28 protein-coding genes are annotated in these 24,651 nt (G+C 75.7%); 16 read left to right on the top strand and 12 right to left on the bottom strand.

The genetic code is table 11. From position 1 onward, the window contains the following. Positions 1–18 precede the first annotated feature (18 nt). Positions 19–678, top strand: coding sequence for a hypothetical protein (locus tag ACI789_RS18735; RefSeq protein WP_457010881.1), 660 nt, complete (start codon positions 19–21; stop codon positions 676–678). A gap of 20 nt (positions 679–698) precedes the next feature. Beyond that, positions 699–1,091, top strand: a complete 393-nt coding sequence (locus ACI789_RS18730) for a DUF4190 domain-containing protein (RefSeq protein ID WP_457010880.1) — start codon at positions 699–701, stop codon at positions 1,089–1,091. Positions 1,092–1,141: 50 nt separating this feature from the next. On the opposite strand, the gene ACI789_RS18725 is transcribed toward ACI789_RS18730, so the two are convergent. From ACI789_RS18725 to ACI789_RS18715, 3 genes are all read right to left on the bottom strand, one after another. Beyond that, positions 1,142–2,095, bottom strand: coding sequence for an HpcH/HpaI aldolase/citrate lyase family protein (locus tag ACI789_RS18725; protein ID WP_457010879.1), 954 nt, complete (start codon positions 2,093–2,095; stop codon positions 1,142–1,144). A gap of 73 nt (positions 2,096–2,168) precedes the next feature. Beyond that, positions 2,169–3,029 (bottom strand): DMT family transporter, encoded by an 861-nt coding sequence (locus tag ACI789_RS18720; RefSeq protein ID WP_457010878.1) that lies wholly within the window; start codon positions 3,027–3,029, stop codon positions 2,169–2,171. A 116-nt stretch (positions 3,030–3,145) separates the two neighbouring features. Continuing rightward, entirely contained in the window at positions 3,146–4,021 is an 876-nt protein-coding gene (locus ACI789_RS18715; RefSeq protein ID WP_457010877.1) for a PhzF family phenazine biosynthesis protein, read from the bottom strand. 100 nt (positions 4,022–4,121) lie between these two features. Between ACI789_RS18715 and ACI789_RS18710 the strand changes: the two genes are divergently transcribed. Together ACI789_RS18710 and ACI789_RS18705 are read left to right on the top strand one after the other, a co-directional pair. Continuing rightward, the gene (locus ACI789_RS18710; protein WP_457010876.1) at positions 4,122–5,360 is read left to right on the top strand and encodes a magnesium transporter MgtE N-terminal domain-containing protein; all 1,239 of its coding nucleotides are present in this window, start codon (positions 4,122–4,124) and stop codon (positions 5,358–5,360) included. Next, positions 5,353–5,883 carry a DUF1003 domain-containing protein gene (locus tag ACI789_RS18705; RefSeq protein ID WP_457010875.1) on the top strand — a complete coding sequence of 177 codons (531 nt, stop codon included), beginning with the start codon at positions 5,353–5,355 and terminating at the stop codon, positions 5,881–5,883. The genes ACI789_RS18710 and ACI789_RS18705 overlap by 8 nt, the downstream gene beginning before the upstream one ends. On the opposite strand, the gene ACI789_RS18700 is transcribed toward ACI789_RS18705, so the two are convergent. Continuing rightward, a complete protein-coding gene (locus ACI789_RS18700) occupies positions 5,884–6,528 on the bottom strand; it encodes a hypothetical protein (RefSeq protein ID WP_457010874.1) in 645 nt (214 codons plus the stop codon). A 90-nt stretch (positions 6,529–6,618) separates the two neighbouring features. On the opposite strand from ACI789_RS18700, the gene ACI789_RS18695 reads away from it, so the two are divergent. Continuing rightward, positions 6,619–7,095 (top strand): methylated-DNA--[protein]-cysteine S-methyltransferase, encoded by a 477-nt coding sequence (locus tag ACI789_RS18695; protein WP_457010873.1) that lies wholly within the window; start codon positions 6,619–6,621, stop codon positions 7,093–7,095. A gap of 8 nt (positions 7,096–7,103) precedes the next feature. Here ACI789_RS18695 and ACI789_RS18690 read toward each other — a convergent pair whose 3' ends face one another. Together ACI789_RS18690 and ACI789_RS18685 are read right to left on the bottom strand one after the other, a co-directional pair. Further along, positions 7,104–7,421, bottom strand: coding sequence for an AzlD domain-containing protein (locus ACI789_RS18690; protein WP_457010872.1), 318 nt, complete (start codon positions 7,419–7,421; stop codon positions 7,104–7,106). Next, entirely contained in the window at positions 7,418–8,113 is a 696-nt protein-coding gene (locus ACI789_RS18685) for an AzlC family ABC transporter permease (RefSeq protein WP_457010871.1), read from the bottom strand. Before ACI789_RS18685 ends, ACI789_RS18690 begins: the two co-directional genes overlap by 4 nt. Before the next feature lie 183 nt (positions 8,114–8,296). Here ACI789_RS18685 and ACI789_RS18680 point away from each other — a divergent pair, with 183 nt between their 5' ends. Continuing rightward, positions 8,297–9,448 (top strand): Mrp/NBP35 family ATP-binding protein, encoded by a 1,152-nt coding sequence (locus ACI789_RS18680; RefSeq protein ID WP_457010870.1) that lies wholly within the window; start codon positions 8,297–8,299, stop codon positions 9,446–9,448. A 150-nt stretch (positions 9,449–9,598) separates the two neighbouring features. Here ACI789_RS18680 and ACI789_RS18675 read toward each other — a convergent pair whose 3' ends face one another. From ACI789_RS18675 to sigE, 4 genes are all read right to left on the bottom strand, one after another. After that, on the bottom strand, positions 9,599–9,988 hold the full coding sequence (locus ACI789_RS18675) for a twin-arginine translocase TatA/TatE family subunit (RefSeq protein ID WP_457010869.1): 390 nt from the start codon (positions 9,986–9,988) through the stop codon (positions 9,599–9,601). 96 nt (positions 9,989–10,084) lie between these two features. Continuing rightward, positions 10,085–11,602: a S1C family serine protease gene (locus tag ACI789_RS18670; RefSeq protein ID WP_457010868.1), complete on the bottom strand. Its 1,518-nt coding sequence runs from the start codon at positions 11,600–11,602 to the stop codon at positions 10,085–10,087. 107 nt (positions 11,603–11,709) lie between these two features. Then, the gene (locus ACI789_RS18665; RefSeq protein ID WP_457010867.1) at positions 11,710–12,288 is read right to left on the bottom strand and encodes an anti-sigma factor family protein; all 579 of its coding nucleotides are present in this window, start codon (positions 12,286–12,288) and stop codon (positions 11,710–11,712) included. Further along, positions 12,285–12,902, bottom strand: coding sequence for an RNA polymerase sigma factor SigE (sigE, locus tag ACI789_RS18660; protein ID WP_457010866.1), 618 nt, complete (start codon positions 12,900–12,902; stop codon positions 12,285–12,287). The genes ACI789_RS18665 and sigE overlap by 4 nt, the downstream gene beginning before the upstream one ends. Positions 12,903–13,178: 276 nt before the next feature. Here sigE and ACI789_RS18655 point away from each other — a divergent pair, with 276 nt between their 5' ends. After that, on the top strand, positions 13,179–13,829 hold the full coding sequence (locus ACI789_RS18655; RefSeq protein ID WP_457010864.1) for an O-methyltransferase: 651 nt from the start codon (positions 13,179–13,181) through the stop codon (positions 13,827–13,829). Between the two features lie 5 nt (positions 13,830–13,834). Here ACI789_RS18655 and ACI789_RS18650 read toward each other — a convergent pair whose 3' ends face one another. Beyond that, a complete protein-coding gene (locus tag ACI789_RS18650) occupies positions 13,835–14,335 on the bottom strand; it encodes a 2'-5' RNA ligase family protein (RefSeq protein WP_457010863.1) in 501 nt (166 codons plus the stop codon). 75 nt (positions 14,336–14,410) lie between these two features. Beyond that, positions 14,411–15,631, bottom strand: coding sequence for a glucose-1-phosphate adenylyltransferase (glgC, locus tag ACI789_RS18645; protein ID WP_457010862.1), 1,221 nt, complete (start codon positions 15,629–15,631; stop codon positions 14,411–14,413). Between the two features lie 74 nt (positions 15,632–15,705). Between glgC and glgA the strand changes: the two genes are divergently transcribed. From glgA to ACI789_RS18600, 9 genes are all read left to right on the top strand, one after another. After that, complete coding sequence (glgA, locus tag ACI789_RS18640) at positions 15,706–16,878, top strand: glycogen synthase (protein WP_457010861.1); 1,173 nt, start codon at positions 15,706–15,708, stop codon at positions 16,876–16,878. A 218-nt stretch (positions 16,879–17,096) separates the two neighbouring features. Continuing rightward, positions 17,097–18,035 carry an ABC transporter substrate-binding protein gene (locus ACI789_RS18635; RefSeq protein ID WP_457010860.1) on the top strand — a complete coding sequence of 313 codons (939 nt, stop codon included), beginning with the start codon at positions 17,097–17,099 and terminating at the stop codon, positions 18,033–18,035. An 11-nt stretch (positions 18,036–18,046) separates the two neighbouring features. After that, positions 18,047–19,126: a FecCD family ABC transporter permease gene (locus ACI789_RS18630; RefSeq protein ID WP_457010859.1), complete on the top strand. Its 1,080-nt coding sequence runs from the start codon at positions 18,047–18,049 to the stop codon at positions 19,124–19,126. A 14-nt stretch (positions 19,127–19,140) separates the two neighbouring features. After that, on the top strand, positions 19,141–19,923 hold the full coding sequence (locus ACI789_RS18625) for an ABC transporter ATP-binding protein (protein WP_457010858.1): 783 nt from the start codon (positions 19,141–19,143) through the stop codon (positions 19,921–19,923). Between the two features lie 76 nt (positions 19,924–19,999). Next, positions 20,000–20,743: a GAF domain-containing protein gene (locus ACI789_RS18620; protein WP_457010857.1), complete on the top strand. Its 744-nt coding sequence runs from the start codon at positions 20,000–20,002 to the stop codon at positions 20,741–20,743. A 208-nt stretch (positions 20,744–20,951) separates the two neighbouring features. Beyond that, positions 20,952–21,365, top strand: a complete 414-nt coding sequence (locus ACI789_RS18615) for a response regulator (protein WP_457010856.1) — start codon at positions 20,952–20,954, stop codon at positions 21,363–21,365. 197 nt (positions 21,366–21,562) lie between these two features. Next, a complete protein-coding gene (locus ACI789_RS18610; protein ID WP_456920658.1) occupies positions 21,563–22,249 on the top strand; it encodes a response regulator in 687 nt (228 codons plus the stop codon). Further along, entirely contained in the window at positions 22,239–23,603 is a 1,365-nt protein-coding gene (locus ACI789_RS18605; protein WP_457010855.1) for a sensor histidine kinase, read from the top strand. The genes ACI789_RS18610 and ACI789_RS18605 overlap by 11 nt, the downstream gene beginning before the upstream one ends. A 193-nt stretch (positions 23,604–23,796) precedes the next feature. Further along, complete coding sequence (locus ACI789_RS18600) at positions 23,797–24,450, top strand: hypothetical protein (protein ID WP_457010854.1); 654 nt, start codon at positions 23,797–23,799, stop codon at positions 24,448–24,450. Positions 24,451–24,651 lie beyond the last annotated feature (201 nt).

The following is a 24,651-nucleotide window of genomic DNA, read 5'->3' as shown; positions in this document are numbered from 1 at the left end:
GGGGTTAGCGTCGCCGGGGTGAGGTCCCCGGTCGCCGCGCTCGCCGCCGTCCTGCTGCTCGCCGGCTGCGGTGGCACGGGCGACGCCCCGCCGGAGGAGCCGGAGCCGGCGCAGGCCGAGCAGTCGGCGGCCGCGTCGGCCGACCCGGCGGCCGCGACCACCCCCGAGGAGGCGGCCCTGGCGGTCGCGCTGCGGGCAGCCGACCTGCCGGCGGGCTGGTCGGTGCAGGCCAACCCGGTCGCCGACGGCGACCTCTCCGACGACCCCAGCCTGTCGGGGATCTGCGGCGTCACCTTCACCTCCGAGGAGCACCGGACGGCGAAGCACCCGGTCGTCGGGCTCGACCCGCAGGGGGACGCGACGCTGGTCTCGGAGGCGATCGCCTACGACTCGGCCGCGTCCGGGGAGCTGGCCCTGACCGAGTTGCGGGACGCCTTCGAGTCCTGCCCGGCCGGCGACCGCGTCCTCGTCGAGCCCCCGGTCGTCGACGGCCTGGCCGGCACCGTGGTCGCGGCGCGCTACCGGCTCGAGGACGGCAGCACGCAGGACGTCCTGGCCCAAGGGCGTGGCGCGGTGGTGTCGGTGCTCATCGCGGAGGATCCTGCGGCGGGCGCGACGGCGGCACGGGCCGTCGCCGGCCGGATGGCCGCCCTGCCCCAGGCGGCGGTCGACCGGTGAGGCCGCGAGGAGAGGATCCGATGAGCACGCAGCACGACGGGCTGTACCGGGGCGATCCCCCACCGCCGGGGTTCCCGCCGCCCTACGGCCCGCCGCCGGGGTACGGTGCGCCGCCCGGACACGGGTTCCCGCCGGGCCACGGGTTCGCGCCCGGCTACCCGCCCGCCTTCTACCGCCGGCCGACCAACACCCTCGCCGTCCTGGCGCTGGTCATGGCCTTCGTGTTCGCCCCGGCCGGGCTGGCGCTCGGCATCGTGGCGCGCCGGCAGATCCGGCAGACCGGCGAGGAGGGCGAGGGCCTGGCCCTGGCCGGGATCATCGTCGGGGCCGTCTTCTGCGCGCTGGTCGTGCTCGGCGTCGTGCTGTGGTTCGTCGCGCTCGCCTCGCTGTCGAGCGTCTCCTTCGGGCCCTAGGACGCCGACGGCCCGCCCGGCGCACCGGGCGGGCCGTCGGGTCCGGTCGGTCAGCTGTCCGGCGGCGTGAAGGACGACGTCCGCTGCATCCCGGCGGCGCGGCCCTTGCCGGCGATGACCAGGGCCATCTTGCGGCTGGCCTCGTCGATCATCTCGTCGCCGAGCATCGCCGAGCCCTTCGCGCCGCCGGCCTCGGAGGTGTGCCACTCGTAGGCGTCGAGGATCAGCTCGGCGTGGTCGTAGTCCTCCTGGGACGGCGCGTAGATCTCGTTGGCCGCGTCGATCTGGCCGGGGTGCAGCACCCACTTGCCGTCGAAGCCGAGCACCGCCGAGCGCTTGGCGACCTCGCGGAAGGCGTCGACGTCGCGGATCTGCAGGAACGGGCCGTCGATGGCCTGCACGCCGCGGGCGCGGGCGGCCATGAGGATCTGCATCAGGATGTAGTGGAACGGGTCGCCGGCGTAGTCCGGGTGCAGGGCGCCGACCACGAGGGACTTCATGTTGATGCTGGCCATGAAGTCGGCCGGGCCGAAGATGATCGTCTCGATCCGCGGGCTGGCGAACGCGATGGCGTTGACGTTGATCAGCCCCTGCGCGTTCTCGATCTGCGCCTCGATGCCGATCCGGCCGACCTCCAGGCCGTTGGCCTTCTCGACCTGGGTGAGCAGCAGGTCCAGCGCCTGCACCTGGGCGGCGTCGACCACCTTGGGCAGCATGATGCAGTCGAGCTCGGCCCCGGCGCCCTCCACGACCTCGATCACGTCGCGGTAGGTCCACTCCGTCGTCCAGTCGTTGACCCGGACGGTGCGGATCTTGTCGCCCCAGCCGCCCTCGTTGAGCGCCGCGACGATGTTCTTCCGCGCGCCGGGCTTGGCCAGCGGCGCGCAGGCGTCCTCCAGGTCGAGGAACACCTGGTCGGCCGGCAGACCCTTCGCCTTCTCCAGGAACCGGGGGTTGCTGCCCGGGACGGCGAGGTTGGAACGGCGGGATCGGAGCTCGGCCACGGTGCCTCCGCTACTGGGGGTCGGTTCGCTCCCGGAGGGTAGCCAGAGGGGCAGAAATGGCCATTTCTGCCCCTCAGGTGCCGGGCTCGACCAGCGTCGAGGGACGGCTGGCGCGGACCACGAGCGCCACCCCGGCGACGACGAGGGCGACCCCGGGCAGGGCGAGCAGCGGCGGCACCTGGCCGAGCAGCACCAGGGCGAACAGCAGCGCCCCCGGCACCTCGAGGAGCACCACCAGGCTGACCATCGTCGGGCCGACCGAGGAGAGCACCAGGTTGAGCAGCGTGTGCCCGAGCAGCTGGGCGCAGAAGGTGATGGCGGCGATCAGCAGCCAGTCCCGCGCGGAGAACCCCACGAGCGGCACCCCGACGACGGCGGCCGAGACGGCGACCGCCGCCGCGCACACCGAGTAGCAGACGACCGCGTACGCCGAGGTCGACAGCCGCTGCCGCGCCCGGGCACCGGCCAGCACGTAGCCGCCGGCGCAGACGGCCCCGAGCAGGGCCAGCCCGTCGCCGGCCAGCGCCCGCAGGCTGACCGTGACGTCCACCCCCGCGATCAGTGCGACGCCGAGGACGGCGAGCACCAGGCCCCACCAGACGGCCGCAGCCAACCGCACACCGCTGACGCGGGCGGCCAGCGCCGTCCAGATCGGGGTCGTGGTGACCAGCGCCGTGGAGGCGGCGACCGTGGTCATCGACAGGCTCGGCAGCCAGGCGGCGAAGTGCGCGGCGAGGAACAGCCCGGCGACCACCGAGCTGCCCAGGTCCCGCGGCCGCAGCCCGGCCAGCACCGAGCGCTCGCGCAGGAGCAGCACCGGCAGCAGCACCCCGGCGCCGCCCACGTTCCGCCAGAACGCCAGCGCCAGCATCGGCGCGCTCAGCAGCGTGGTCAGCGGCGCGGACAGCGAGATGCCGACGACCGCGACCGCCATGATCCCGACGTCCCGGCCGCCGGGCCGGTGGACCGCCCAGGCCGCCGCGGCCCCACGGCCCCCCTGCAGGGTCCCGCCACGCGCTCGAGAGTGGCGGGGGGCAGGAGGGTCCTTCTTCAAGGCACGCGGATCCGGCCGCGCGCGACCGGGACGACCTCGCCCTGCACTGTCGCCGCCACGGCGCGGCCGCCGGAGGCGGTGACGGTGCACGACAGCACCGACGGCCGGCCCATCGCCTCGCCCTGGCGGACGACGTAGGACGACGTCCCGTCGGGCGCCACCAGGCCGGCGGCGACCAGCCACACCCCGGTGCCGAGGGCCGCCGACCCGGTCGCGGGGTCCTCGCCCCACGCGAGGTCGTTGGCGAACACCCGCGCGTAGGCGGTCGACGTGGCGGCGTCCCAGGCCAGCACCGACACCCCCTCCCCCACCCCGAGCTCGCCGAGCGGGGCAGGGACCGGCGCGGCGTCGTCGACGACCTCGCGGCGGACGGCGAGGAACGCGAACGGCAGGCCGCAGCCGGCGACGTGCGCGGGCACCCCGACCGTGTCGGCGGCCGACAGGCCCATGGCCTCGGCGAGCGCGCCGGGCTCCGGGCCGTCCTCCAGCGTGGGGCGGCCACCGGAGAGCGTCGCGCCGTCGCCGTCCACGACGACGTCGAGGATCCCCGCGCCGCACTCCTGCCGGAGCGTCCCGGCGGGCAGCCGCCCCGCCCGCACCAGCGTGTGCGCGGCGCCGACGCTCGGGTGCCCGGCGAAGGGCAGCTCGGCGTACGGCGTGAAGATCCGCACCCGGTAGTCGGCGTTCGAGCCCTGGCTCGGCGCGCACAGGAACGAGGTCTCCGAGAGGTGGAACTCGTCGGCCAGCGCCTGGCACTGCTCGGTGCTCAGCGCGTCCGCGTCGAACACCACGGCCAGCGGGTTGCCGGCGAAGGCCCGCGCGGCGAAGACGTCGACGACCTCGTACTCGAGTTCGGCTCCGGGGGACGACACGGCCCCGACGGTAGCCTCAGCCGTCGGGGCCCGGCGCGCGCGGTCCCGCCCGGACGACCGCACCCGGCGTGGAGCCGACGTGTGCCAGCGAGGAGGTTCGGTGACCACGGCGACCAGGGCGTACGTCTCCCGGCTCGCCGGGATGCCCGTCTTCGACCCCAACGGAGACCGCGTCGGCAAGGTGCGGGACGTCGTCGTGGCGCTGCGCGTCGGCACCGCGCCGCCGCGGGTCCTGGGCCTGGTCGTCGAGGTGGTCGCCCGCCGCCGCATCTTCGTGCCCATGGGCCGGGTGACCGCCCTCGACCCGGGTTCGGTGGTGCTCGGGTCCGGGACGCTGAACCTCAAGCGGTTCGAGCAGCGGCGCGGCGAGACCCTCGTCCTCGGCGAGCTGCTCGACCGGCGGGTGCAGATCTCCGAGTCCGGCCGCCCCGCGCACGTGGTCGACGCCGGCATGGAGCAGACCCGCATCGGGGACTGGGTGCTCTCCAAACTCGCCGTCCAGGAGCCGGGCCGGCTCGGCCGCCGCGGGCAGCTGCACCAGCTCAACTGGGACGAGGTGACCGGGCTGGCCCTCCCTGAGACCGGGCAGGGCGCCGAGACGCTGATCGCCACCTACCGGGAGCTCAACGCCGCCGACCTCGCCCACGCGCTGCAGGACCTGCCGATCAAGCGGCGGCACGAGGTCGCCGAGGCGCTGGACGACGAGCGGCTGGCCGACGTCCTCGGGGAGCTGCCCGAGGCCGACCAGATCACCATCCTGGGCACGCTCGAGGAGAGCCGGGCCGCCGACGTGCTCGAGGTGATGGACCCCGACGACGCCGCCGACCTGCTGGCCGAGCTGTCCAACGTCGACCGCAACCGGCTGCTGGAGCTCATGGAGCCCGACGAGGCCGAGCCGGTGCGCCAGCTGCTGCAGTACTCCGAGGACACCGCCGGCGGGATCATGACCAGCGAGCCGGTGATCCTGACCCCCGACGCCACGATCGCCGAGGCGCTGGCCCGAGTGCGCGACCCCGAGCTCACCCCCGCGCTGGCCAGCCAGGTCTACGTCTGCCGGCCGCCGTCGGCCACGCCCACCGGCCGCTACCTGGGCCTGGCGCACATCCAGCGGCTGCTGCGCGAGCCACCGTCCACCCTGGTCAGCGGCGTGCTCGACGACATGGAGCCGCTGCGGCCGGAGGCGCCGCTGGCCGAGGTGACCCGCTACTTCGCGACCTACAACCTGGTCGCGGCGCCGGTCGTCGACCCGCAGGGCCGGCTGGTGGGCGCGGTCAGCGTGGACGACGTCCTCGACCACCTGCTGCCCGACGACTGGCGCGAGCGGGCCCGCCGTGGCTGAGGGGCGCCGGCTCGACGTCCCGCGGGGCGCGCGCGGCTTCGGCGGCTTCCTGCGGCTGGACCCCGACGCCGTCGGCCGCTTCGCCGAGGCCATCGCCCGCTTCCTGGGCACCGGCCGGTTCCTCGCCGTCCAGACGGTGATCGTGACCGTCTGGATCCTGCTCAACGTCTTCGCCGTCCGGCTGCAGTGGGACCCGTACCCTTTCATCCTGCTGAACCTGGCCTTCTCCACCCAGGCCGCCTACGCCGCGCCGCTGATCCTGCTGGCGCAGAACCGGCAGGCCGACCGCGACCGGGTGCAGGCGGAGGAGGACCGCGCGCGGGCGGCCACCACCCGCGCCGACACCGAGTACCTCGCCCGGGAGCTGGCCGCGCTGCGGGTGGCCATCGGCGAGCTCGCCACCCGCGACTTCATCCGCAGCGAGCTCAACCGGCTGGCCGAGGACAGCGCCGAGGACGGCGAGAAGCGGGAGAAGAAGGCGAAGAAGAAGCGCGACGCCGTCACCCGCGACGCGATGGGCTGATCAGCCCAGCAGGTGCGCCAGCACCTCGAGGCCGCGGGCGGCCAGCCAGGTCGCGGGCGCCAGCAGCCCCGCCGCCCACAGCCGGGTGCGGCCCGACCGGGGCAGCACGGCGACCAGGACCACGGCGACGACGACGTCGGCCCAGCCCTGGACCGGGTGCGCGGTGCGGAAGCCGGGCCCGGCCCCGCCGGTGAGCGTCCAGAACAGGGCGGCCGCCTCGCCCCCGGCGAGGGTCACGCCGGCGGTGAGCGCGACGACCGCGCCCGGCAGCAGGCCGGCGCGGCGGGTGGCCCACCAGCAGCCGGCCGCGGCGGTCGCGACGGCGGTGGCCGACAGCACCAGCCACGCGGGCAGCAGCGGGCTCCAGCCGAAGCCGAGCACCCACGCCGCCCATGCGTAGTAGGCCAGCGTCATCGCGGCGAAGAAGACCGCCGCGCGGACCGCGGCCGCCCCGACCGTGGGGGCCGCCCGGCCGACCAGCGCCACCGCGAGCACCCACGCCGCCGGGTAGCTGCCGAGGTCGGCGGCCCAGGACAGCCCGGACTCGTCGGCGGCCTTCGCGACGACGCCGGCCAGCAGCCCGGACAGCAGGGCCCACGACACTGCCCGCGGGGTGACGGCGGGCTCACTGCGGGTGGCGGTCACCGCCGCATGATCGGTCGGTCGCCCGGCCCGTCGCCCGCGACCCGCCGGGGCCGACCGGTTCCGTCGTACCCCTGCGGCACGATCGGGTGCGTGACGCGCACGCACACCGTCACCGGGTCGCCGATCGGCCCGCTGACGCCGGTGGCCGAGGACGGCGCGCTGGTCGCGCTGTACCTGGACCCGCCCGACGCGGCCGCACTCGGGGCGCGGGACGACGCCGCCCTCACCGACGTCGTCCGCCAGCTCGGCGAGTACTTCGCCGGCGAGCGGACCGCGTTCGACCTCCGGCTGCGGCCCTCCGGCAACGCGCTGCAGCTGGCCGTCTGGCGGCTCATGACGGAGATCCCCTACGGCGAGACCCGCTCGTACGGCTCGCTCGCCCGCCGGCTCGGCGACCGGACCCTCGCCCAGGCGGTGGGCGCGGCGTGCGGGCGCAACCCGCTGCCGGTCGTCGTCCCGTGCCACCGGGTGATCGGCGCCGACGGGAGCCTCGTGGGCTTCGGCGGCGGGCTGCCCCGCAAGCGGTTCCTGCTCGACCTGGAGCAGCGCGGCCAGCGGCTGTTCTGACCCGCGGCTCAGCCGGTGAGGACGTGCACCAGCGCGCCCGCGCCCCCGGCCAGCACGAGGACGACGATGAACGGGGCGCGCAGGGCCAACGCCAGCGCGGCCACCGCGAGCCCGGCCAGCCGCCCGTCGACCACGATCCGGCCATCGGTGGTCAGCGCCTGGACGGCGACCAGCGCGGCCAGCAGCGCCGCGGGGACGAAGTCGACGACCCGGGCCACCCAGGGCTGCTCCACCCAGGCCGCCGGCACCGACAGCCCGGCCAGCTTGAGCACGTAGCAGCCCAGCGAGCCGGCGATGACGGTGATCCACAGCGCGGTCCCGCTCACGTCTCCTCCTCCGCCGCCACCCGCGGCCGCCCGGCGAGGGCGACCGCCACCACCGCGACGATCACCTGCACGCCCGCCGGGACGAACGGGGTGAGGGCCAGGGCCACCACCGCGCCCCCCGCGGCCACCCGCCGCTGCACGGCCGCCTCCGGGAAGGGACGCCGCAGCCGTGGCCACAGCAGCGCCAGGAAGGCGGCCGGGACGACGGCGTCCAGCGCGGCCAGCGCCGCACCGCTGAGCGCGGCCGCCCCCAGCGAGCCGACCACCGTGGTGAGGTTCCAGACCAGGAAGATCGTGCCGCCGCCCGCGAGGAAGGCCAGCCGGGCGAGCTTCCGATCAGGCGCGGCGATCGCCAGCGCCGTCGTCTCGTCGATGACCCAGTGCGCCGCGGCGACCCGCCGGAGCACCCCCCGGGGACGCAGCAGCGGCACCAGCCGGACGCCGTAGACCGTGTTGCGGGTCCCCAGCAGCAGCGCGCTCCCGACCGCGGCCGCCGCGCCGCCACCGGCACCCAGGACGCCGACCAGCGCGAACTGCGAGGCGCCGGTGAACATCACCAGCGACATGGTCATGGCCTGCCAGAGGCCGAGCCCGGCTGCGTCGGCGGCCGCCCCGAAGGCGACCCCGTAGAGGCCGACCGCCAGCCCCAGGCCGACCGCGTCGCGCAGGGTCGCGGAACGGTCGGCGGACACGCGAGGGAGGCTAACCACCGGGTCGGACGCTCCCTGACGGCTCCCCGGGTGCGTACCGGATCACCCCTGCGCGGGCCGGTGGTACGTCCGCGCCGCCGTACAGTGGCAGGAGACCCGTGTGCGCAGGTCGCCGCCCTCGGCGGGCCGGCCGGGTCCCCCCGTCGAAGGAGACAGACGAACACCATGTCCGACCAGCTGACCGGCGCGCCGGCCCTCGACGCCGTCACCGCCGCTCTGGCCACCGTCCAGGACCCGGAGATCAACCGTCCGCTCACCGACCTGGGCATGGTCAAGGACGTGCAGATCGACGCCGACGGCACCGTCCGCGTCGAGGTCTACCTGACCGTCTCGGGGTGCCCGATGCGGGAGACGATCACCAACCGCGTCACCGAGGCCGTGTCCGCCGTCCCCGGCGTCACCGCGGTCCAGGTCGGGCTCGACGTCATGGACGACGAGCAGCGCGCCGAGTTGCGCCGCACCGTCCGCGGGACCGACGCCGCCGACCCGGTCATCCCGTTCGCCCAGCCCGGCTCGCTCACCCGCGTGTACGCCGTCGCCTCCGGCAAGGGCGGCGTCGGCAAGTCCAGCGTCACGGTGAACCTGGCCGCGGCCCTGGCCAAGCGCGGGCTGTCGGTGGGCGTCGTGGACGCCGACATCTACGGCCACTCGGTGCCGCGGATGCTCGGGGTCGACGACAAGCCGACCCAGGTCGACAACATGATCATGCCGCCGCAGGCCTACGGCGTGAAGGTCATCTCGATCGGGATGTTCACCCCGGGCAACACGCCGGTGGTGTGGCGCGGGCCGATGCTGCACCGCGCGCTGCAGCAGTTCCTCGCCGACGTGTGGTGGGGCGACCTCGACGTCCTCCTGCTGGACCTGCCGCCCGGCACCGGCGACGTCGCGATCTCCATCGCCCAGCTGCTGCCCAACGCCGAGATCCTGGTGGTGACGACGCCGCAGCTGGCCGCCGCCGAGGTGGCCGAGCGGGCCGGCGCGATCGCCACCCAGACCCACCAGCAGGTCGTCGGCGTCATCGAGAACATGTCGTGGCTGGACCTGCCCGACGGCTCCCGCATGGAGGTCTTCGGCTCCGGCGGCGGCGAGACGGTGTCCGAGGCGCTGACCCGGACGCTGGGCGCCCGCGTCCCGCTGCTCGGTCAGATCCCGCTGGACACCCGGGTCCGCGAGGCCGGGGACGCCGGCGCCCCGGTGGTGCTCGCCGACCCGGAGTCCACCGCGGCGCGGGCGCTGTCCGCCATCGCCGACGGCCTGGCCACGCGCCAGCGCGGGCTGTCGGGCATGTCGCTGGGCCTCACCCCGGTCCGCCGCTGACCTGAACGCGACAGAGGCCGGTTCCCCGTCAGGGGAACCGGCCTCTCGCTTCTTCTGCCGACCGCGACAGTGCGGGCGTTCCTCGTGCAGTGCCGGTCCTGCAGCGCCCGCAGCGCACGAGGAACGCCGGCACTCACGCCGGCCGAGGGCTCAGGTGGCATCCGGGTCGAACGGCGGCGGGGTCGCCGCGTCCCGGGTGCGGACGGCGTTGCGCGCGGCCACCGCTCCCCCGGTCGCGGCCAGCCCGGCCGAGCCGGTGGCGCTGCCCCGGCGAGCGGTCGGACCGTCGTCGTCGGCGAGCAGCTGGTTCCGGATGAACGTCTTGGGGTGGTACTGGCGCAGGTCGAGGTCGCGCAGCTTGGCCAGGTCGTCGCCCAGCGACTCGTCGACCTGGGCGCGGACACCGGTGATCGCCTCGCGCACCTTCTTCAGCCCGGTGGCGGCGTCCTTGGCCAGGTGGGGCAGCCGCTCGGGCCCGAAGATGAACAGCGCGGCCAGCGCGAGGACGACGATCTCGCCCCAGCCGATCGAGTCGAACACGCACCGCTCCTGTCTCCCACGGCCCGCACCGCCGCGGCCTCCCAGGGTATGCGGGCCGGGCCGCCGGGTCAGCGCCCCGATCCGGGGGGATGCCGCTCAGGCGGTGCCGAGCGTCGCCTCGACCGTCGTCGACGACCCGTTGCGCACCAGCTCGACGGTGACGGTCTGGCCCGGGTCGTGGGCGTCGATCGCGACGACCAGCTCCTCGGAGCTGCCCACCGGCTGGTCCTCGACGGCGATGATCACGTCCTGCTCGCGGATGCCCGCGGTCGCGGCCGCGCTGCTGGGCTCCACGTTCACCACCAGGGCGCCGTCCCGGGTGCCGTCGGTGACCGAGCGCGCGTTCACGCCGAGCGAGGCGTGCACGGCCTCCCCGGTGCTGATCAGCTGCTGGGCGATGTCCCGGACGGTGTCGATCGGGATGGCGAAGCCCAGCCCGACGCTGCCGCCGCCGAGCGAGGCGATGGCGGTGTTGATCCCGATGACCTCACCGGCCCCGTTGACCAGCGCCCCGCCGGAGTTGCCGGGGTTGATCGGGGCGTCGGTCTGCACGGCGCTGATCACCGCGTTGGTGTCGCTGCCCTCCCCCGACAACCGCACCGGGCGGTCCAGGGCGCTGACGATCCCGCTGGTCACGGTGCTGGCCAGGCCCAGCGGCGAGCCGATCGCCACGACCGGGTCACCGACGACCACCGAGTCCGAGGTGCCCAGCGCCGCGGTGAGCAGGCCGGGCTTCTCGACCTTGAGGACGGCGATGTCGCTGGCCGGGTCGCGGCCGACGATGCGGGCCGCGGAGCCGCTGCCGTCGGAGAACACCGCACGGATCTCGGCGCCCTCGACGCCGTCTGCGCCGGAGATGACGTGGTTGTTGGTGACGATGTAGCCGTTCTCGCCGTCGACGACCACGCCGGACCCGGTGGCGCCGGCCTCCCCGAGGCGCACCTCCACCGACACGACCGTGGGGGTCACCCGCTCGGCGATGTCGGAGACCGAGCCCGGTTCGCGGGAGATGCCCTCGTCGGTCTCGTTGAGCCGGGTGCCCGGCGCGAGCAGCGGCGTCTCGTCGGCGGTGCGGGTCAGCAGGTAGCCGGCGGCACCGCCGACGGCCCCGACCAGCAGCACGGCGAGCAGGACGAGGACCGACAGCCGGATCGACAGGTCCCGCAGCCGCAGCTTCTTGCGGCCCCGGCCGTCGACGACGAGCGGACCCTCCTGCTCGGACTCCTCCTCGAAGACCGCCGGGCCGGTGAGGGCGGCCGGCGCGTGCGGGTCGCGCCAGGGGTCGGAGCGGGCGTCGGCCTTCCACCACGGGCCGGCGGAGGTCCGCCGGCGGCCGGGGCGACCGCCGGGCGGCTCCTCCAGCCCGCGGCGGCCGGGGCCGGGCGGCGCGAAGGCGCGCAGCACCGCCTCGGGCGGCGGCGGGAGCACCGGGCGCGGCGGCGGGGTGGGCCGGTCGCCGGCGAAGCTCCCGGGGACGGCGGAGGGGCGCCCGAAGGCGGCCTGCTGGGCGGGGTCGGGCGCCATGGGGCGGACCACCGCGGGGCGGGTGGGAGCGGGGGGCGGGTCGAAGGGGCCGACGCCCTCCCGCGGCCGGGCGAAGGCCTCGTCGGGCACCGGGGCGCCCTCCTCCGCGGAGCCGGCAGCCGGAGGCCGCGACTCGTCCGGGGTCTGCGGGTTCTCGGGCAGCGGGTCCTCCCCGGACGGTGGGTCGGTGCGGGTGTTCAGGGCGTCCCACCCGGGGTGCCGGTGGCGGCCCTGCTCACGGTGAAGGCCCGCACCACCGGCGGCACGATCTCGGTGCGCTCCTCGGCGGAGGGACCGGCCACCGACGCCGGCGGCCGGTCGTTGCCCGCGGGACCGCCCGTGGGCAGGTTCAGCGCGAGCGCGGTCACGCCGAGGCCGAGGCCGGCGAGGGCACCGGCGACACCGCGCCGCAGCCAGCGCGCCTGGCCGGGGCGCTCGGGCTCGGCCGGCGCGGGGTCCAGCGGGACGGCCCAGGACCCGCCCGCACCACGCACGGTCAGCTGACCCGGACCGGCGCTGACCGACCCCATGCCACCCCCGGGCACGTCGGCGGTGAACGGGATCGCCCGCAACCGCGACAGCAGGTCACCGGGGACGGCGACGTCGGAGGAGTCGTGCAGCGCCGCCTTGGCCTCCCGCTGGGCCTGCACGGCCATGCGGCACTGGGCGCAGCCGGCGAGATGACGAGCGGCGCGGGCGGCCGGGCCGCCACCGAGCTCGCCGTCCACCAGCGCGGTGATCGCCTCCTGCGCCAGGTGGCTCTCCGGGATGTTCACCCCGCGCTCCCCTCGACGACACCACCCGCGGGGACCGCCGGCCGGCGCGGAGCCAGGTGGGCGAGGGCCTCGCGCAACTGGACGCGGCCCCGGTGGATGCGGCTGCGGACCGTCCCCAGCTTGATGCCCAGGGTGGCCGCGATCTCCTCGTAGGTCAGCCCCTCGATGTCGCACAGCACCACGGCCACCCGGAACTCCGGCGACAGGGCGTCCAGCGCCGCCTGCACCTGCGGGTCCAGGTGGGTGTCGGCGTAGACCTGCTCGGGGCTGGGCGCGGTGCCCGGCAGCCGCTCGGTGTCCTCGGGCAGGGCGTCGAACCGGATCCGCTGCCGACGGCGCACCATGTCCAGGAACAGGTTCGTGGTGATGCGGTGCAGCCAGCCCTCGAAGGTGCCCGGCGAGAAGTCCGCCAGCGAGCGGAACACCCGGACGAAGGTCTCCTGGGTGAGGTCCTCGGCGTCCTGCGCGTTGCCCGAGAGCCGGTAGGCCAGCCGGTACACCCGCGCGGAGTGGTCGCGCACGACCTGCTCCCACGTCGGCGCCACCCAGGCCTCGACGCCGGCGGCGGGCACGTCCGGGCCCGGGGCCGGCGAGGCGGGGACGGCGTCGCTCACGGTCCCAGGATCGCAGACGGACTCCGATCCCGACCCCCGGACGTCGGTGGGTCGGTCGGGCACTGCTCGCTCGGAGGGCACGTCCTGTCCAACGGACCGGCGATTCCCCGGTGTTCCCGTTCACAGTGAGCTCACAGCTGCGCCGGTCGCGGGCGGGCACGGCGGGAGGGGCCACTACCCTCGGCCGGTGATGACCCGGAGTCGAGCAGTGAGCGCTCCGAGGACGACAGGTCGGCGAGCGGCCCGCGAGGAGCGGATCGACGCCGGAGCCCGGCCGTGACCGCCGAGGGGCCGCGGCCGGGCCGGGACGGCGCCGCGTACGCCGACCGCTTCGCCGCCGAGACCCCCGCCCTGGCCGCGGCGCGCGCCCGCGCGGACCGGCTCGCGGGTCCCGCGCCGGTGGAGCCCGCCGTCGGCGCCACGCTGGCGGTCCTGGCCGCGAGCGGCGGCGCCCGCGCGGTGGTCTCCATCGGCAGCGGTGGCGGGGTGGTCGGCCTCTGGCTGCTCGAGGGCATGCGCCCGGACGGGCTGCTCACCGCCCTCGACGGCGATCCCGAACAGCTGCGTGCCGCGCGCCGGGCCTTCGCTGAGGCCGGGCACCCGGCCGGCCGCACCCGGATGATCTTCGGCACCCCGGCGGAGGTGCTGCCGCGGCTGTCCCCGGGGGCCTACGACATGGTGGTCTGCGCCGGACCGCCGACCGAGTACGCCGCGCACCTCGGCGGCCTGCTGGACCTGGTGCGGGTGGGCGGCACGGTCGCCTGCCACGGCCTGCTGGAGGGCGGCCGCATCGCCGACCGCAGCGCCCGCGACGAGCAGACGGTCACCTGGCGGGAGCTGTCCCGCAGCATCCGCGAGCACGAGGACCTCACCTCCGCCGTCCTGCCGATCGGGGCGGGACTGCTGGTGGCCACCAAGCGCCGATAGCGCCGTCAGCCGAACGGGTACTCGGCCACCGGCTCCCACGGGCCGTCGCGGTAGCGCCACAGTCGCAGGCCGCGCGCCGGCACCCGCTCAGGCGTGAACTGCGCGGCCAGCCGGTCACGCAGTGCCCGGGCGACCGGGGGTTCGACCTTGTTCTGCACGGTGACGTGCGGGGCGAACCGCTGCCGGTCCTGCCGGGTCAGCCACGGCTCCCAGGCCGCGGCGAGCCGGTCGCGCAGTGCGGCCAGTTCCGGCGACTCGAGGGTGTAGGCCACACCGCGGCCGAGCAGCCGCAGGCCGGTGACCGCGACCGCGAACGGCGGCCGGGCGACCGCGGCGGCCAGGTCGGCGGCGACGGCGTCCACCTGGTCACCGGGCAGGGCGTGGAAGAGCGTGACGTGCGCGGCCAGGTGGTTGCGCTCCGGCGGGAAGTGCGCCGCACGCAGCCGGTCGAACCGCTCCTGGGCCTCAGAGCCCAGAAGCAGGGTGACGACGAGTGGGTCGGCCACGATCGGGTGAGCTCTCCGGCCCCGTCCCGGGTCCCGCCCTGAGCCTGCGAAGGGCGGGGAGGACGGGGTCCTTCCTCAGACGTGGGCGCGGGCGCCCTTCCCCAGCACGGTGACCCCACCGGCGCTGACGTGGTAGCGCTCGCGGTCGGCGGCCAGGTCCACCCCGATCCGCGCCCAGTCCGGGACGACGACGTTCTTGTCCAGGATGGCCCGCCGGACGTAGGCGCCCTCGCCGACGTACACGCCGTCCATGAGCACGCTGTCCTCGACCCGTGCCCCGCGCTCCACGCGGACCCCCGGCGAGACCACCGAACTGTGCACCGAGCCGCCGCCGATGATCGCGCCGGCGCTGACCATCGACTCCTCCGCGCGGCCGCCGAGCACGAACTTCGCCGGGGGCTGCTGCGGGGGCAGGGTGAGGATCGGCCAGCGGTCGTTGTAGAGGTTGAAGATCGGGGTGACCGACACCAGGTCCATGTGCGCGTCGAAGTAGGAGTCGAGGGTCCCGACGTCGCGCCAGTAGCCGTGGTCGCGCTCGGTCGCGCCCGGGACGATGTTGGTGGAGAAGTCGTAGACGTACGCGTCCCCGGCCTCGGCGAGCATCGGCATGATCGAGCCGCCCATGTCGTGCGCCGAGTTCTCGTCCTCGGCGTCCGCGCGCAGGGCCTCCAGCAGCGCGTCGGTGGTGAACACGTAGTTGCCCATGGAGGCGAAGCTCTCCTCGGGCGAGTCGGGCAGGCCGGGCGGGTCGGCCGGCTTCTCGAGGAAGCCGCGCACCTTGCCGGCGGCGTCGGCGTCGATGACGCCGAACCCGGTGGCCTCGTGCCGGGGCACCCGCAGGCCGGCGATGGTGACGCCGGCACCGGTCTGCAGGTGCTGGTCGATCATCTGCGCCGGGTCCATGCGGTAGACGTGGTCGGCGCCGAAGACGACGACGATGTCGGGCCGGGCGTCGTAGATGAGGTTGAGGCTCTGGAAGATCGCGTCGGCGCTGCCGGTGTACCAGCGCGGACCGAGCCGCTGCTGCGCCGGCACGGGGGTGATGTAGTTCCCCAGCATCTGCGACAGCCGCCACGTCGTCGTGATGTGCCGGTCGAGGCTGTGGCTCTTGTACTGGGTGAGGACGGCGATCTGCCGGACCTCGGCGTTCACCAGGTTGGAGAGCACGAAGTCGATGAGCCGGTAGTTGCCCCCGAAGGGCACTGCCGGCTTGGCCCTGTCCGCCGTCAGAGGGGCCAGTCGCTTCCCCTCACCGCCGGCCAGAACGATGCCGAGAACCCGAGGACCGCCGCGCATGTGACGCAACGTAGCCGTTGAGCGGGGCGTTCGCCGCCCCGCGCTGCACGACGCCGCCCCCTAGGGTGAGGCCCGTGCGGATCGGGATGGTGACGAGGGAGTGGCCGCCGGACGTGTACGGGGGCGCGGGGGTGCACGTCGAGCACCTCGCCGCGGCCCTCCGCTCGCTGCCGGCGGGTCCGCAGATCGACGTCCACTGCTTCGGCGGCCCGCGGCCGGACGCGACCGGCCACCCGGTCCCCGAGGGACTGCGGTCGGCCAACGGCGCGCTGCAGGCCCTCGGCGTCGACGTGGAGATCGCCGGGGCGCTGGCCGACGCCGACCTGGTGCACAGCCACACCTGGTACGCCAACGCCGCGGGCCTGTTCGCCGGCCTGGTGCACGGCACGCCGCACGTGGTGACCGCCCACTCCCTCGAGCCGCGCCGGCCGTGGAAGGCCGACCAGCTCGGCGGCGGCTACCGGCTGTCGTCCTGGGTGGAGCGCACCGCCTACCTGGCCGCGGACGCGGTGATCGCCGTCAGCGGGGGCATGAAGGCCGACGTGCTCACCGTCTACCCCGAGCTGGACCCGGCCCGGGTGCACGTCGTCGGCAACGGGGTGGACGCCGAGGCCTACCGGCCGGTGGACGCGCCGGACGTCGTCCGCGGGCTCGGGGTCGACCCCGACCGGCCCTACGCGCTGTTCGTCGGCCGGATCACCCGGCAGAAGGGGGTCATGCACCTGCTGCGGGCCGCCGAGCAGCTGCCCGCCGAGGCCGGCCTGGTGCTGTGCGCGGGTGCGGCCGACACCCCGGCCGAGCGCCAGCAGGTCGCCGACGCGGTCACCGAGCTGCAGTCCCGGCGCGACGGCGTGGTGTGGATCGAGGCGATGCTGCCCCGCGAGCAGCTGGTGCCGCTGATCACCGGCGCGACCGTCTTCGTCGTCCCCTCGGTCTACGAGCCGCTGGGCATCGTGAACCTCGAGGCGGCGGCCTGTGGCACCGCCGTCGTCGCCAGCGCGGTGGGGGGCATCCCCGAGGTGGTCGACGACGGCCGGACGGGCCTGCTCGTCGCCTACGACCCCGACGACACCGCGGCCTTCGAGGCGGGCCTGGCCGCGCGGATCGCCGAGCTGCTGGCCGATCCGGACCGGGCCGCCCGCATGGGCGCCGCGGGCCGCGAGCGGGTGCTGGCGGAGTTCGGCTGGCCGGCGATCGCCCAGCAGACGGTCGGGGTCTACTCCGCCGTCCTCGGCGACGGGGGCTGACCGGCCGCCGCTGGTACCGTTCCCCCGCCGGCGGCTCGCCGGCGGCGCTCGCGCAGCGAAGACCGGTGGGAACCCGGCGCTGTCCCGCAACTGTGATGGTCGCTGTCGACCTGAGCCAGATCGCCTGCCCCGCGTCGTGTACCGACCCTCGCGGCAGGGGTCGCGCACCGGGCGTCGGGTGCCCGTGGGCGGCGCCGGCCGCCGACGAGAGGCCTCCGTTGTCCTGCACCACCCGCCGGCGTGCCCCCGCAGCGCTGCTCCTCCCGCTCCTCCTGGTCCTCTCGGCGTGCGCCGGGGACGACACCGCCGCCGAGGGGGCGGGTCCCGCGCCCGCCCCCGGCGGCGCGTTCCCGGTCACCGTTGCCGGCGACGACGGCGACCTCACGCTCGAGCAGCGACCCGAGGCCATCGTCTCGATGTCGGCCTCGGCCACCGAGATGCTGTTCGCCATCGGCGCCGGCGAGCAGGTCGAGGCCGTCGACAGCACGTCGGACTTCCCCGCCGAGGCGCCGACCACCGACCTGTCGGCGTTCACCCCGAACGCCGAGGCCATCGCGGCGTACGGACCGGACCTCGTCGTCCTCAGCGACGACATGAACGGCATCGTCGACGCCCTCGACGCGCTGCAGGTGCCGACCCTGCTGCTGGGCGCGGTCGACGGCCTCGAGGACAGCTACGCCCAGATCGAGACGCTCGGCGCGGCGACCGGCCACACCGAGGAGGCCGCCGACGTGGTGGCCGACGTGCAGGACCGCATCGCCGCCGCGGTGGACTCCGTCGCCGACGAGGCCCGGGGCCAGCGGGTCTACCACGAGCTCGACCCGAGCTTCTACTCCGCGACCAGCGAGACGTTCATCGGCAGCGTCTACGCCCTCTTCGGCCTGGAGAACATCGCCGACGGGGCGGCCGATCCCGCCGGCGGCTACCCGCAGCTGTCCCCGGAGTACGTCGTCGGCCAGGCGCCGGACCTCGTCGTCCTCGCCGACACGGTGTGCTGCGCCCAGGACGCCGCCGCGCTGGCCGGGCGGCCGGCGTTCGACACGGTCCCCGCCGTCCAGCAGGGCCGGGTCCTCGCGGTCGACGACGCGGTGGCCTCCCGCTGGGGACCGCGCGTGGCCGACTTCGCCGAGTCCGTCGCCGCCGTCCTGCGGGGCTGAGCGCAGCTGCGATGACGGCCCCGGCGGACGCCTCCACCGCACCCCCCGCCGTCCGGCCCCGCCGCCGGACGGCGGGGGTGCTCGTGGCGTGCGCGGCCGTGCTCGTGCTGGCGCTGCTGGCCGGGGTGTGGGTCGGTGCACTTGCCCTGCCCCCCGGCGCGGTCGTCGCGACGCTGGCCGACCGCGCGCTCGCCCCGCTGGGCGTCGACGTGCCCGGCGGCCTGGAGGGCACCGGCGCCGCGGTGCTGCTGCAGCTGCGGCTGCCGCGCGTGGTCCTCGCCGCGCTGGTCGGCGCCGGGCTGGCCGTCTCCGGCGCCTCCTACCAGGCGGTGTTCCGCAACCCGCTGGCCGACCCGTACCTGCTCGGGGCGGCCGCCGGTGCGGGGCTGGGCGCCACGCTGGTGATCGCCTACGCGCCGGGGACGTCGCTCGGGCCGGTCGGCGTCGTCCCGCTCGCGGCGTTCGCCGGGGCCCTGGCCGGCGTCGGCGCGGCGCTGCTGCTCGGCACCGCCGCCGGCGGGTCGCACAGTGCCACCCTGCTGCTCGCCGGGGTCGCCGTCGCCTCCTTCCTGGCCGCCGCGCAGACCCTCGTGCAGCAGCAGAACACCGACGACCTGCGCGAGGTCTACGGCTGGCTGCTCGGCCAGCTGGGCCGGGCGCAGTGGTCCGACGTCGCGCTGGTGCTGCCCTACCTGGGCCTGGCCTGCGCGGTCCTGCTGCTGTGCGGGCGGGCGCTGGACGTGCTGGCGGTGGGCGACGACGAAGCCCGCTCCCTCGGCGTGCAGCCCGGCCGGGTGCGGCTGCTGGTGGTCCTCGCGGCGTCGCTGGCGACGGCCTCCGCCGTGGCGGTCAGCGGGCTCATCGGGTTCGTGGGCCTGGTCGTCCCGCACATCACCCGCCGGCTGGTCGGCGGGTCCAACGCCCGCGTCCTGCCGGCCGCCCTCCTCGTCGGGGGCGCGTTCCTGGTGCTGGCCGACCTGGTGGCCCGGGTCGTCCTGGCCCCGGCCGAGCTGCCGATCGGCGTGGTGACCGCGTTCGTCGGCGCCCCGTTCTTCGCCGGCCTGCTGTGGGCGGGGGCCCGGCGGCGGTGAACGGCGGTGCCCGGGTGGAGGTCGTCGGGTTGTCGGCCGCGTTCGGCCGCACGCGGGTCCTCGAGGACGTGCGGCTCGACGTGGTACCCGGCGGGTGGACGGCGGTCATCGGCCCCAACGGCGCGGGCAAGTCGACGCTGCTGCGGGCGGTGCTCGGCGCCCACCCGCACGAGGGCCAGGTCCGCGTCGACGGCGTCCCCACCACCGGCATGCCGCGCCGGGCGCGGGCCCGCCACCTCGCGTACGCCCCGCAGCGCCCGGTGGTGCCCGAGGGCGTGACCACCGCCGACTACGTGACCCTCGGGCGCACCCCGCACCGCTCGCTGCTGGCCGCTCCCCGCGCCGGGGACCGGCAGGTGGTGGCGGACGTGATGGCGCGGCTGGAGCTCACCGAGCTGGCCGGCCGACCGCTGTCGACGCTGTCCGGCGGGGAGCAGCAGCGGGCGGTGCTGGCCCGTGCCCTGGCCCAGCAGCCGCGCGTGCTGCTGCTGGACGAGCCGACCGCGGCCCTGGACCTGGGGCACGCCCAGCAGGTGCTCGACCTGGTCGACCGGCTGCGCCGCCAGGACGGGCTGACCGTGCTGAGCACGCTGCACGACCTCAGCCTCGCCGGCCAGTACGCCGACCGGCTGGCCCTGCTCTCCGCGGGCCGGGTGGTGGCCGAGGGGACGCCGGCCGAGGTGCTCACCGCCGAGGCGCTGGCCAACCACTACGGGGCGCGGGCCCGGGTCGTGCCCGGTCCGCACGGCCCCGCCGTCCTGCCGCTGCGCGCCGCCCCGGGCGGGGACGGGAACTGATGGGCGTCGGAGGGATACGGATCGAACCGATCCGCTTCCGGGGGTGCACGGGCCCCGGATGGCGCATGATCGGCCCGTGTCGATCGCCGAGCGCTTCCACGCCGCGGTGGACGACGTCTCCGACGCCGGCCTCGCCGGTCCGGAGCTGCTCCCGGTGCGGCTGTCCCGGGCGGCGGCCCGGATCCTGGGTGTCGACGGCGCCGGCCTGAGCGTCCTCGACGGCGCGGGGCGGCGGATCCCGCTCGGCGCCAGCTCGGAACAGGCCGCGCTCGCCGAGCGGCTGCAGTTCACCGCCGGCAGCGGGCCGTGCGAGACCGCGCAGCTGCACCGCGAACCGGTCTTCGCGGCCTCCACCGACCTGGAGCGCCGCTGGCCGACGTTCGCCGGGCTGCTGACCGAGCTGACCCCGTACCGGGCCGTCGTGGCCCTGCCGCTCGGCGAGACGCTGGCCGGCAAGGGGGCCATGGACCTGCTCTTCGCCGAGGAGGCGTCGGTCCCCGACCTCGACGTCTTCGAGGCCATGGCCGTCGGTGACCTGGTGTCCTCCGCCCTCGGCGAGGCCGCCGTCTGGTCGCCGTGGTCCCCGCGGGGCGGCCCCGCCTGGCTGCACGGGCCGGCCGCGCGGGCACGGGCGACGGTGTGGGAGGCGGTCGGCCGGTTGAGCATGTCGCTGGACACCGACACGCCCGCGGCGCTGGACCTGCTGCGGGCCGCGGCGTTCTCGGCCGGGCGGGCGGTGGACGACCTGGCGACGGACCTGGTGGCCGGCCTGCTCGACCCGGCGGAGCTGCGGCCCGGCGGGGGCACGCCGTCGGGCTGATCCCGGCCTGCTCACCGTCTGTCAGGAAGTGGTTGCATTTCCCCCCGTGATTGGGGGTAGTGGACCCCCGTCGTTGTGATCTGGCTCGCCGCGGGAGGCGTTGCGACACTGGGGCCCGCACCGGCACAGCAGCCCCTGGTCGGACCCCGGCAACGCCGCTGGGTACGGTGCCCCGCGCTCGTGCCGCGACCAGGGAGGGAGGTGGCTGGTGATCAGGGTCCTGCTCGCCGACGACCACGCGTTCGTCCGCGACTCGCTCACCGAGCTGCTCTCCGCCTCCGGCGACGTCACGGTGGTCGCCCAGTGCGAGGACGGGGAGCAGGTGCTCGACGCCGCCCGGCGCACCCGGCCCGACGTCGTCCTCCTCGACCTGGCGATGCCGCGGGTGACCGGGCTGCAGGCGGCGCGGGAACTGCTGGCCGAGCAGCCGGAGTCACGGGTCGTCGTCCTCACCGGGTCCCTCACGCCGGCCCTGGTCAAGGAGGCCCAGGAGATCGGGGTCGTCGGCTACCTGCTGAAGGACGACGACCCCGGCGCCCTCCCCGGGCACGTGCGGACGGTCGCCGCCGGCGGTACGGCCTGGAGCGACGCCGCGGCCTCGGCCACTGACTCCATCGGGTGAACCCCGGTGTGACGTCGGCAACGAAACAGCGCAGTCTCGGTCACGCTGTGTTCCGACTCGCTCGTCGGGCGTGGCGCAGGGTGAGGACCTAGGTCCCGCGTTGACCCAGGACCTCTGGCCAAACGGCGTACGACTCGGGTCCCATATCGGCGCCCTCCCACGCACGTGGTCAGGGCACTGACACGACGGGGGTTTCCATGGCGCTCGCCCAGATGGACCGGCATGCCCGGCTCGACCAGGCCCGGGTCCTGGTCGTCGACGACCACCGGACGTTCGCCGAACTGCTGTCCGGGGCGCTGTCCTCCGCCGGCATGACGGCGATCGGGACGGCGAACTCGGCCGCCCAGGCCGTCGCCATGGCACAGGACCTGCAGCCCGACATCGTGGTGATGGACATCGAGATGCCCCGCCAGGACGGGCTGGCCGCCACCCGGCGGGTCCGCGAGGTCGCCCCCCGGGCGGTCGTGGCCGTGGTGACCGCGCACCGGGACCCCGACTGGGTCGTCCGGGCGGCGCAGGCCGGCGCGTCGGCGTTCATCCCCAAGGACGGCTCGCTCGCCGAGATGATCGACGTCCTGTCGCGGGTGCAGGCCGGCCAGATGCTCGTCGCCCCGTCCACCTTCGCCGGGGGCCCCACCGCAGCGCCGCCGGCCTCCGCCGACCGCACCGCCCCGCCGCAGCTGACCCGCCGCGAGCAGGAGGTCCTCGACTGCCTCGGCCGCGGCATGCAGGTCAAGGCGATCGCCCGGGTCCTCGGCATCACCCTGGAGACCTGCCGCGGCTACGTGAAGTCCCTGCACGCCAAGCTCGGCGTCCGTTCCCAGCTCGAGGCGGTCGTCAAGGCCCAGCAGCTGGGCCTGCTCGGCTCGCTGAATGACCGCTGAGCTCTCCCACTCCTCCTCCGACAGCTCCACCCGCGCGACTCGGTCCCGCCGCCGCGCCCCTGCCCGGGGTGGTGCGGGTCCGCGCCGGGAGCTGGCGGCCTTCTGCGCGACCGCGCTGCTGGTCCTGCTCGCGGTGTCCGCCGGCACCATCTGGGTCAGTGAGCGCATCGCGCGGGCGAACGCGCTGGCGGAGGCCGAGCGGGGCGCTGAGCGGCTCGGCCGCCTGCTCGTCGCGCCGGTGCTCGCCGACGCGCTGGCCGGGGTCGACGGCCGGTGGGAAGAGCTCGACCGGGACGTGCAGAACCGGATGAGCGACGGCTCGGTGACCCGCATGGTGGTCTGGCGGGCCACCGGCGAGGTGCTCTACGCCAGCGAGCCGGGCCTGCAGGGCCGGGTCATCGGCCCCTCCGACGACCTGCTCGCCGCGATCGGCGGGGAGACCGTCTCCGACGTCGACGAGGAACCGGAGACCTCGCCGCAGGGTGGCGGGGTCATGCTCGAGGTGTACGCACCGCTGGACGTGCGCGGCGAGCGGCTGGCGTTCGAGGCCTACTTCGCCTACGAGGGGATCGACCGGCAGGCCGCCCTCCTGCGCGGCGAGATCATCCCCATGGCCATCGGGGCCCTGGTCGTGCTGCAGGTGGTGCAGATCCCCATCGCCACGTCCCTGGCCCGGCGGGTGCGCCGCCAGGAGGCCGAGCGCGCCACGCTCATGCAGCGCAACGTCGAGGCCTCCGAGCGCGAGCGCCGCGCGATCGCCGCCGACGTCCACGACGGGCCGGTGCAGGACCTCGCCGGCGTCAGCTACGCGCTGTCGGCCCTGCGCAGTAGCCTGCCCGAGGAGCGACAACCGACGGTCGACCGGCTGGTGGGCGCCGTCCGCCACGCCGTCCAGTCGCTGCGCCGGCTCATGGTCGACATCTACCCACCCGACCTCAGCGGTCCGGGGCTGGGGGCGGCGATCTCCGACGTCGCCGAGCCGTTGCGGACCCAGGGGGTCGACGTCCTCATGGACGCCGCTCCCCTGCCGGAGATGACGCCCGACGCCGCGGCCGCCCTCTACCGCACGGCCAAGGAGGCGCTGGCCAACGTGGCCAAGCACGCCAAGGCCCAGCACACCTGGATCACCCTCGAGGAGACCGAGCTGCGCGGCGCGCGGGCGGTGCGGCTGGAGATCGCCGACGACGGCGTGGGCTTCCCGGAGGACGGCACCGACCGCCGCGAGGAGGGACACCTGGGGCTGTCCCTGCTGCGCGACCGGATCGTCGACCTGAGGGGCACGGTCACCCTCACGGAGCGGCAGGGTGGCGGCGCGCTGCTCATCGCCGTCGTGCCGCTGACCCGCGACGAGTGACGCCACAGCTCCGTGCCACACCGGTGCGGACCCCCCATTTGCGGGAGGTGCACCACCCCTGGGAGCGGCTGTGACCGGGGCGTCGCGCAGGCGAGAGTTCCCCTACCCGATCGGTAGTGAGGAGCCGCCCGATGGACACGCCCAGCCGGCACCGCCGCTCCACCCTCCCGGTGTGGTCCGAGGGGAGTGCCCGGTGACCGTCGTCGACACCGCCCCGGCCACTCCCCCCGCCGCGCCCGCGCGCCGGCGGGCCCCCCGGTGGCAGCTGGTGGCCGCGCTGGCGATGGCGGCCGCAGGGGTCCTGCACGTGGCCGCAGCCGTCGACCACCTGGAGTCCGGTGAGCTCGCCGTCGGCTTCTTCCTGCTGACCGCGCTGGCACAGGTCGGACTGGCCGCCTGGCTGCTGCTCACCGCCTGGGCGGGCAGACGGCCCAGCCGCGAACTGGTCGCGTTCGGGCTGCTGGGCACGGTGGGCCTGCTGGGCCTGTACCTGCTGGCACACACCACCAACCTGCTCGACGCCTTCGCGGTGCACGACGTCGCAACCGGTCACGAGCACGACGTCGCCGGGCGGGACACCGTCGCCGTCGACCCGATCACCGGGGTGCGGTTCGCCGACGGGATGCCGATCGCCGCCGACGGACCCGTCGCGATGGACGGCCCCACGGTGCAGCCGGCCGGGCACGGACCCGAGGGTCTGGGGACGGCGACGGTCGCGGTCGAACTGCTGGCGATGACCGCGCTCACCGCGCTCCTCCCGTCGTCCTGGCGCGGTCGCGCCACCAACGCCCTCCTCGCCCTGGGCGCGCTCGCCTGGGTGCTCTGGCTCACCGGCGTCCTCGGGTGAGCCGTTCCCCCCGATCTGCCGCCGTGGTCACCGGTGACCCCCGCACTGGTGACCACGGCGGTGGCCCTCGGCACCGGAGTCCCCGGGGCCGGGGTGTCCCCCGGACAGCCGTCGTGGGGGGGGGGGGGGCCCCCCCCCGGGGCCCCCCCGCGGGGGGGGGGGCGCCGGGGGCGCGGCGGGGGGGGCGGGGCTGGAAGATCT

It is taken from the genome of Geodermatophilus sp. SYSU D00965 (assembly GCF_054050075.1).
The sequence above is the reverse complement of the archived record's forward strand: the minus strand, read 5'-3'. Positions and strand labels throughout refer to the sequence as shown.

What these genes read in the sequence shown, in the direction of transcription:
- ACI789_RS18720 (WP_457010878.1), bottom strand. Translation starts at nt 3,029, where the DNA reads ATGGCGGTCGCGGTCGTCGGCATCTCGCTGTCCGCGCCGCTGACCACG.
- ACI789_RS18680 (WP_457010870.1), top strand. Translation starts at nt 8,297, where the DNA reads ATGTCCGACCAGCTGACCGGCGCGCCGGCCCTCGACGCCGTCACCGCC.
- ACI789_RS18630 (WP_457010859.1), top strand. Translation starts at nt 18,047, where the DNA reads ATGACGGCCCCGGCGGACGCCTCCACCGCACCCCCCGCCGTCCGGCCC.
- ACI789_RS18605 (WP_457010855.1), top strand. Translation starts at nt 22,239, where the DNA reads ATGACCGCTGAGCTCTCCCACTCCTCCTCCGACAGCTCCACCCGCGCG.
- glgC (WP_457010862.1), bottom strand. Translation starts at nt 15,631, where the DNA reads ATGCGCGGCGGTCCTCGGGTTCTCGGCATCGTTCTGGCCGGCGGTGAG.
- ACI789_RS18730 (WP_457010880.1), top strand. Translation starts at nt 699, where the DNA reads ATGAGCACGCAGCACGACGGGCTGTACCGGGGCGATCCCCCACCGCCG.
- ACI789_RS18610 (WP_456920658.1), top strand. Translation starts at nt 21,563, where the DNA reads ATGGCGCTCGCCCAGATGGACCGGCATGCCCGGCTCGACCAGGCCCGG.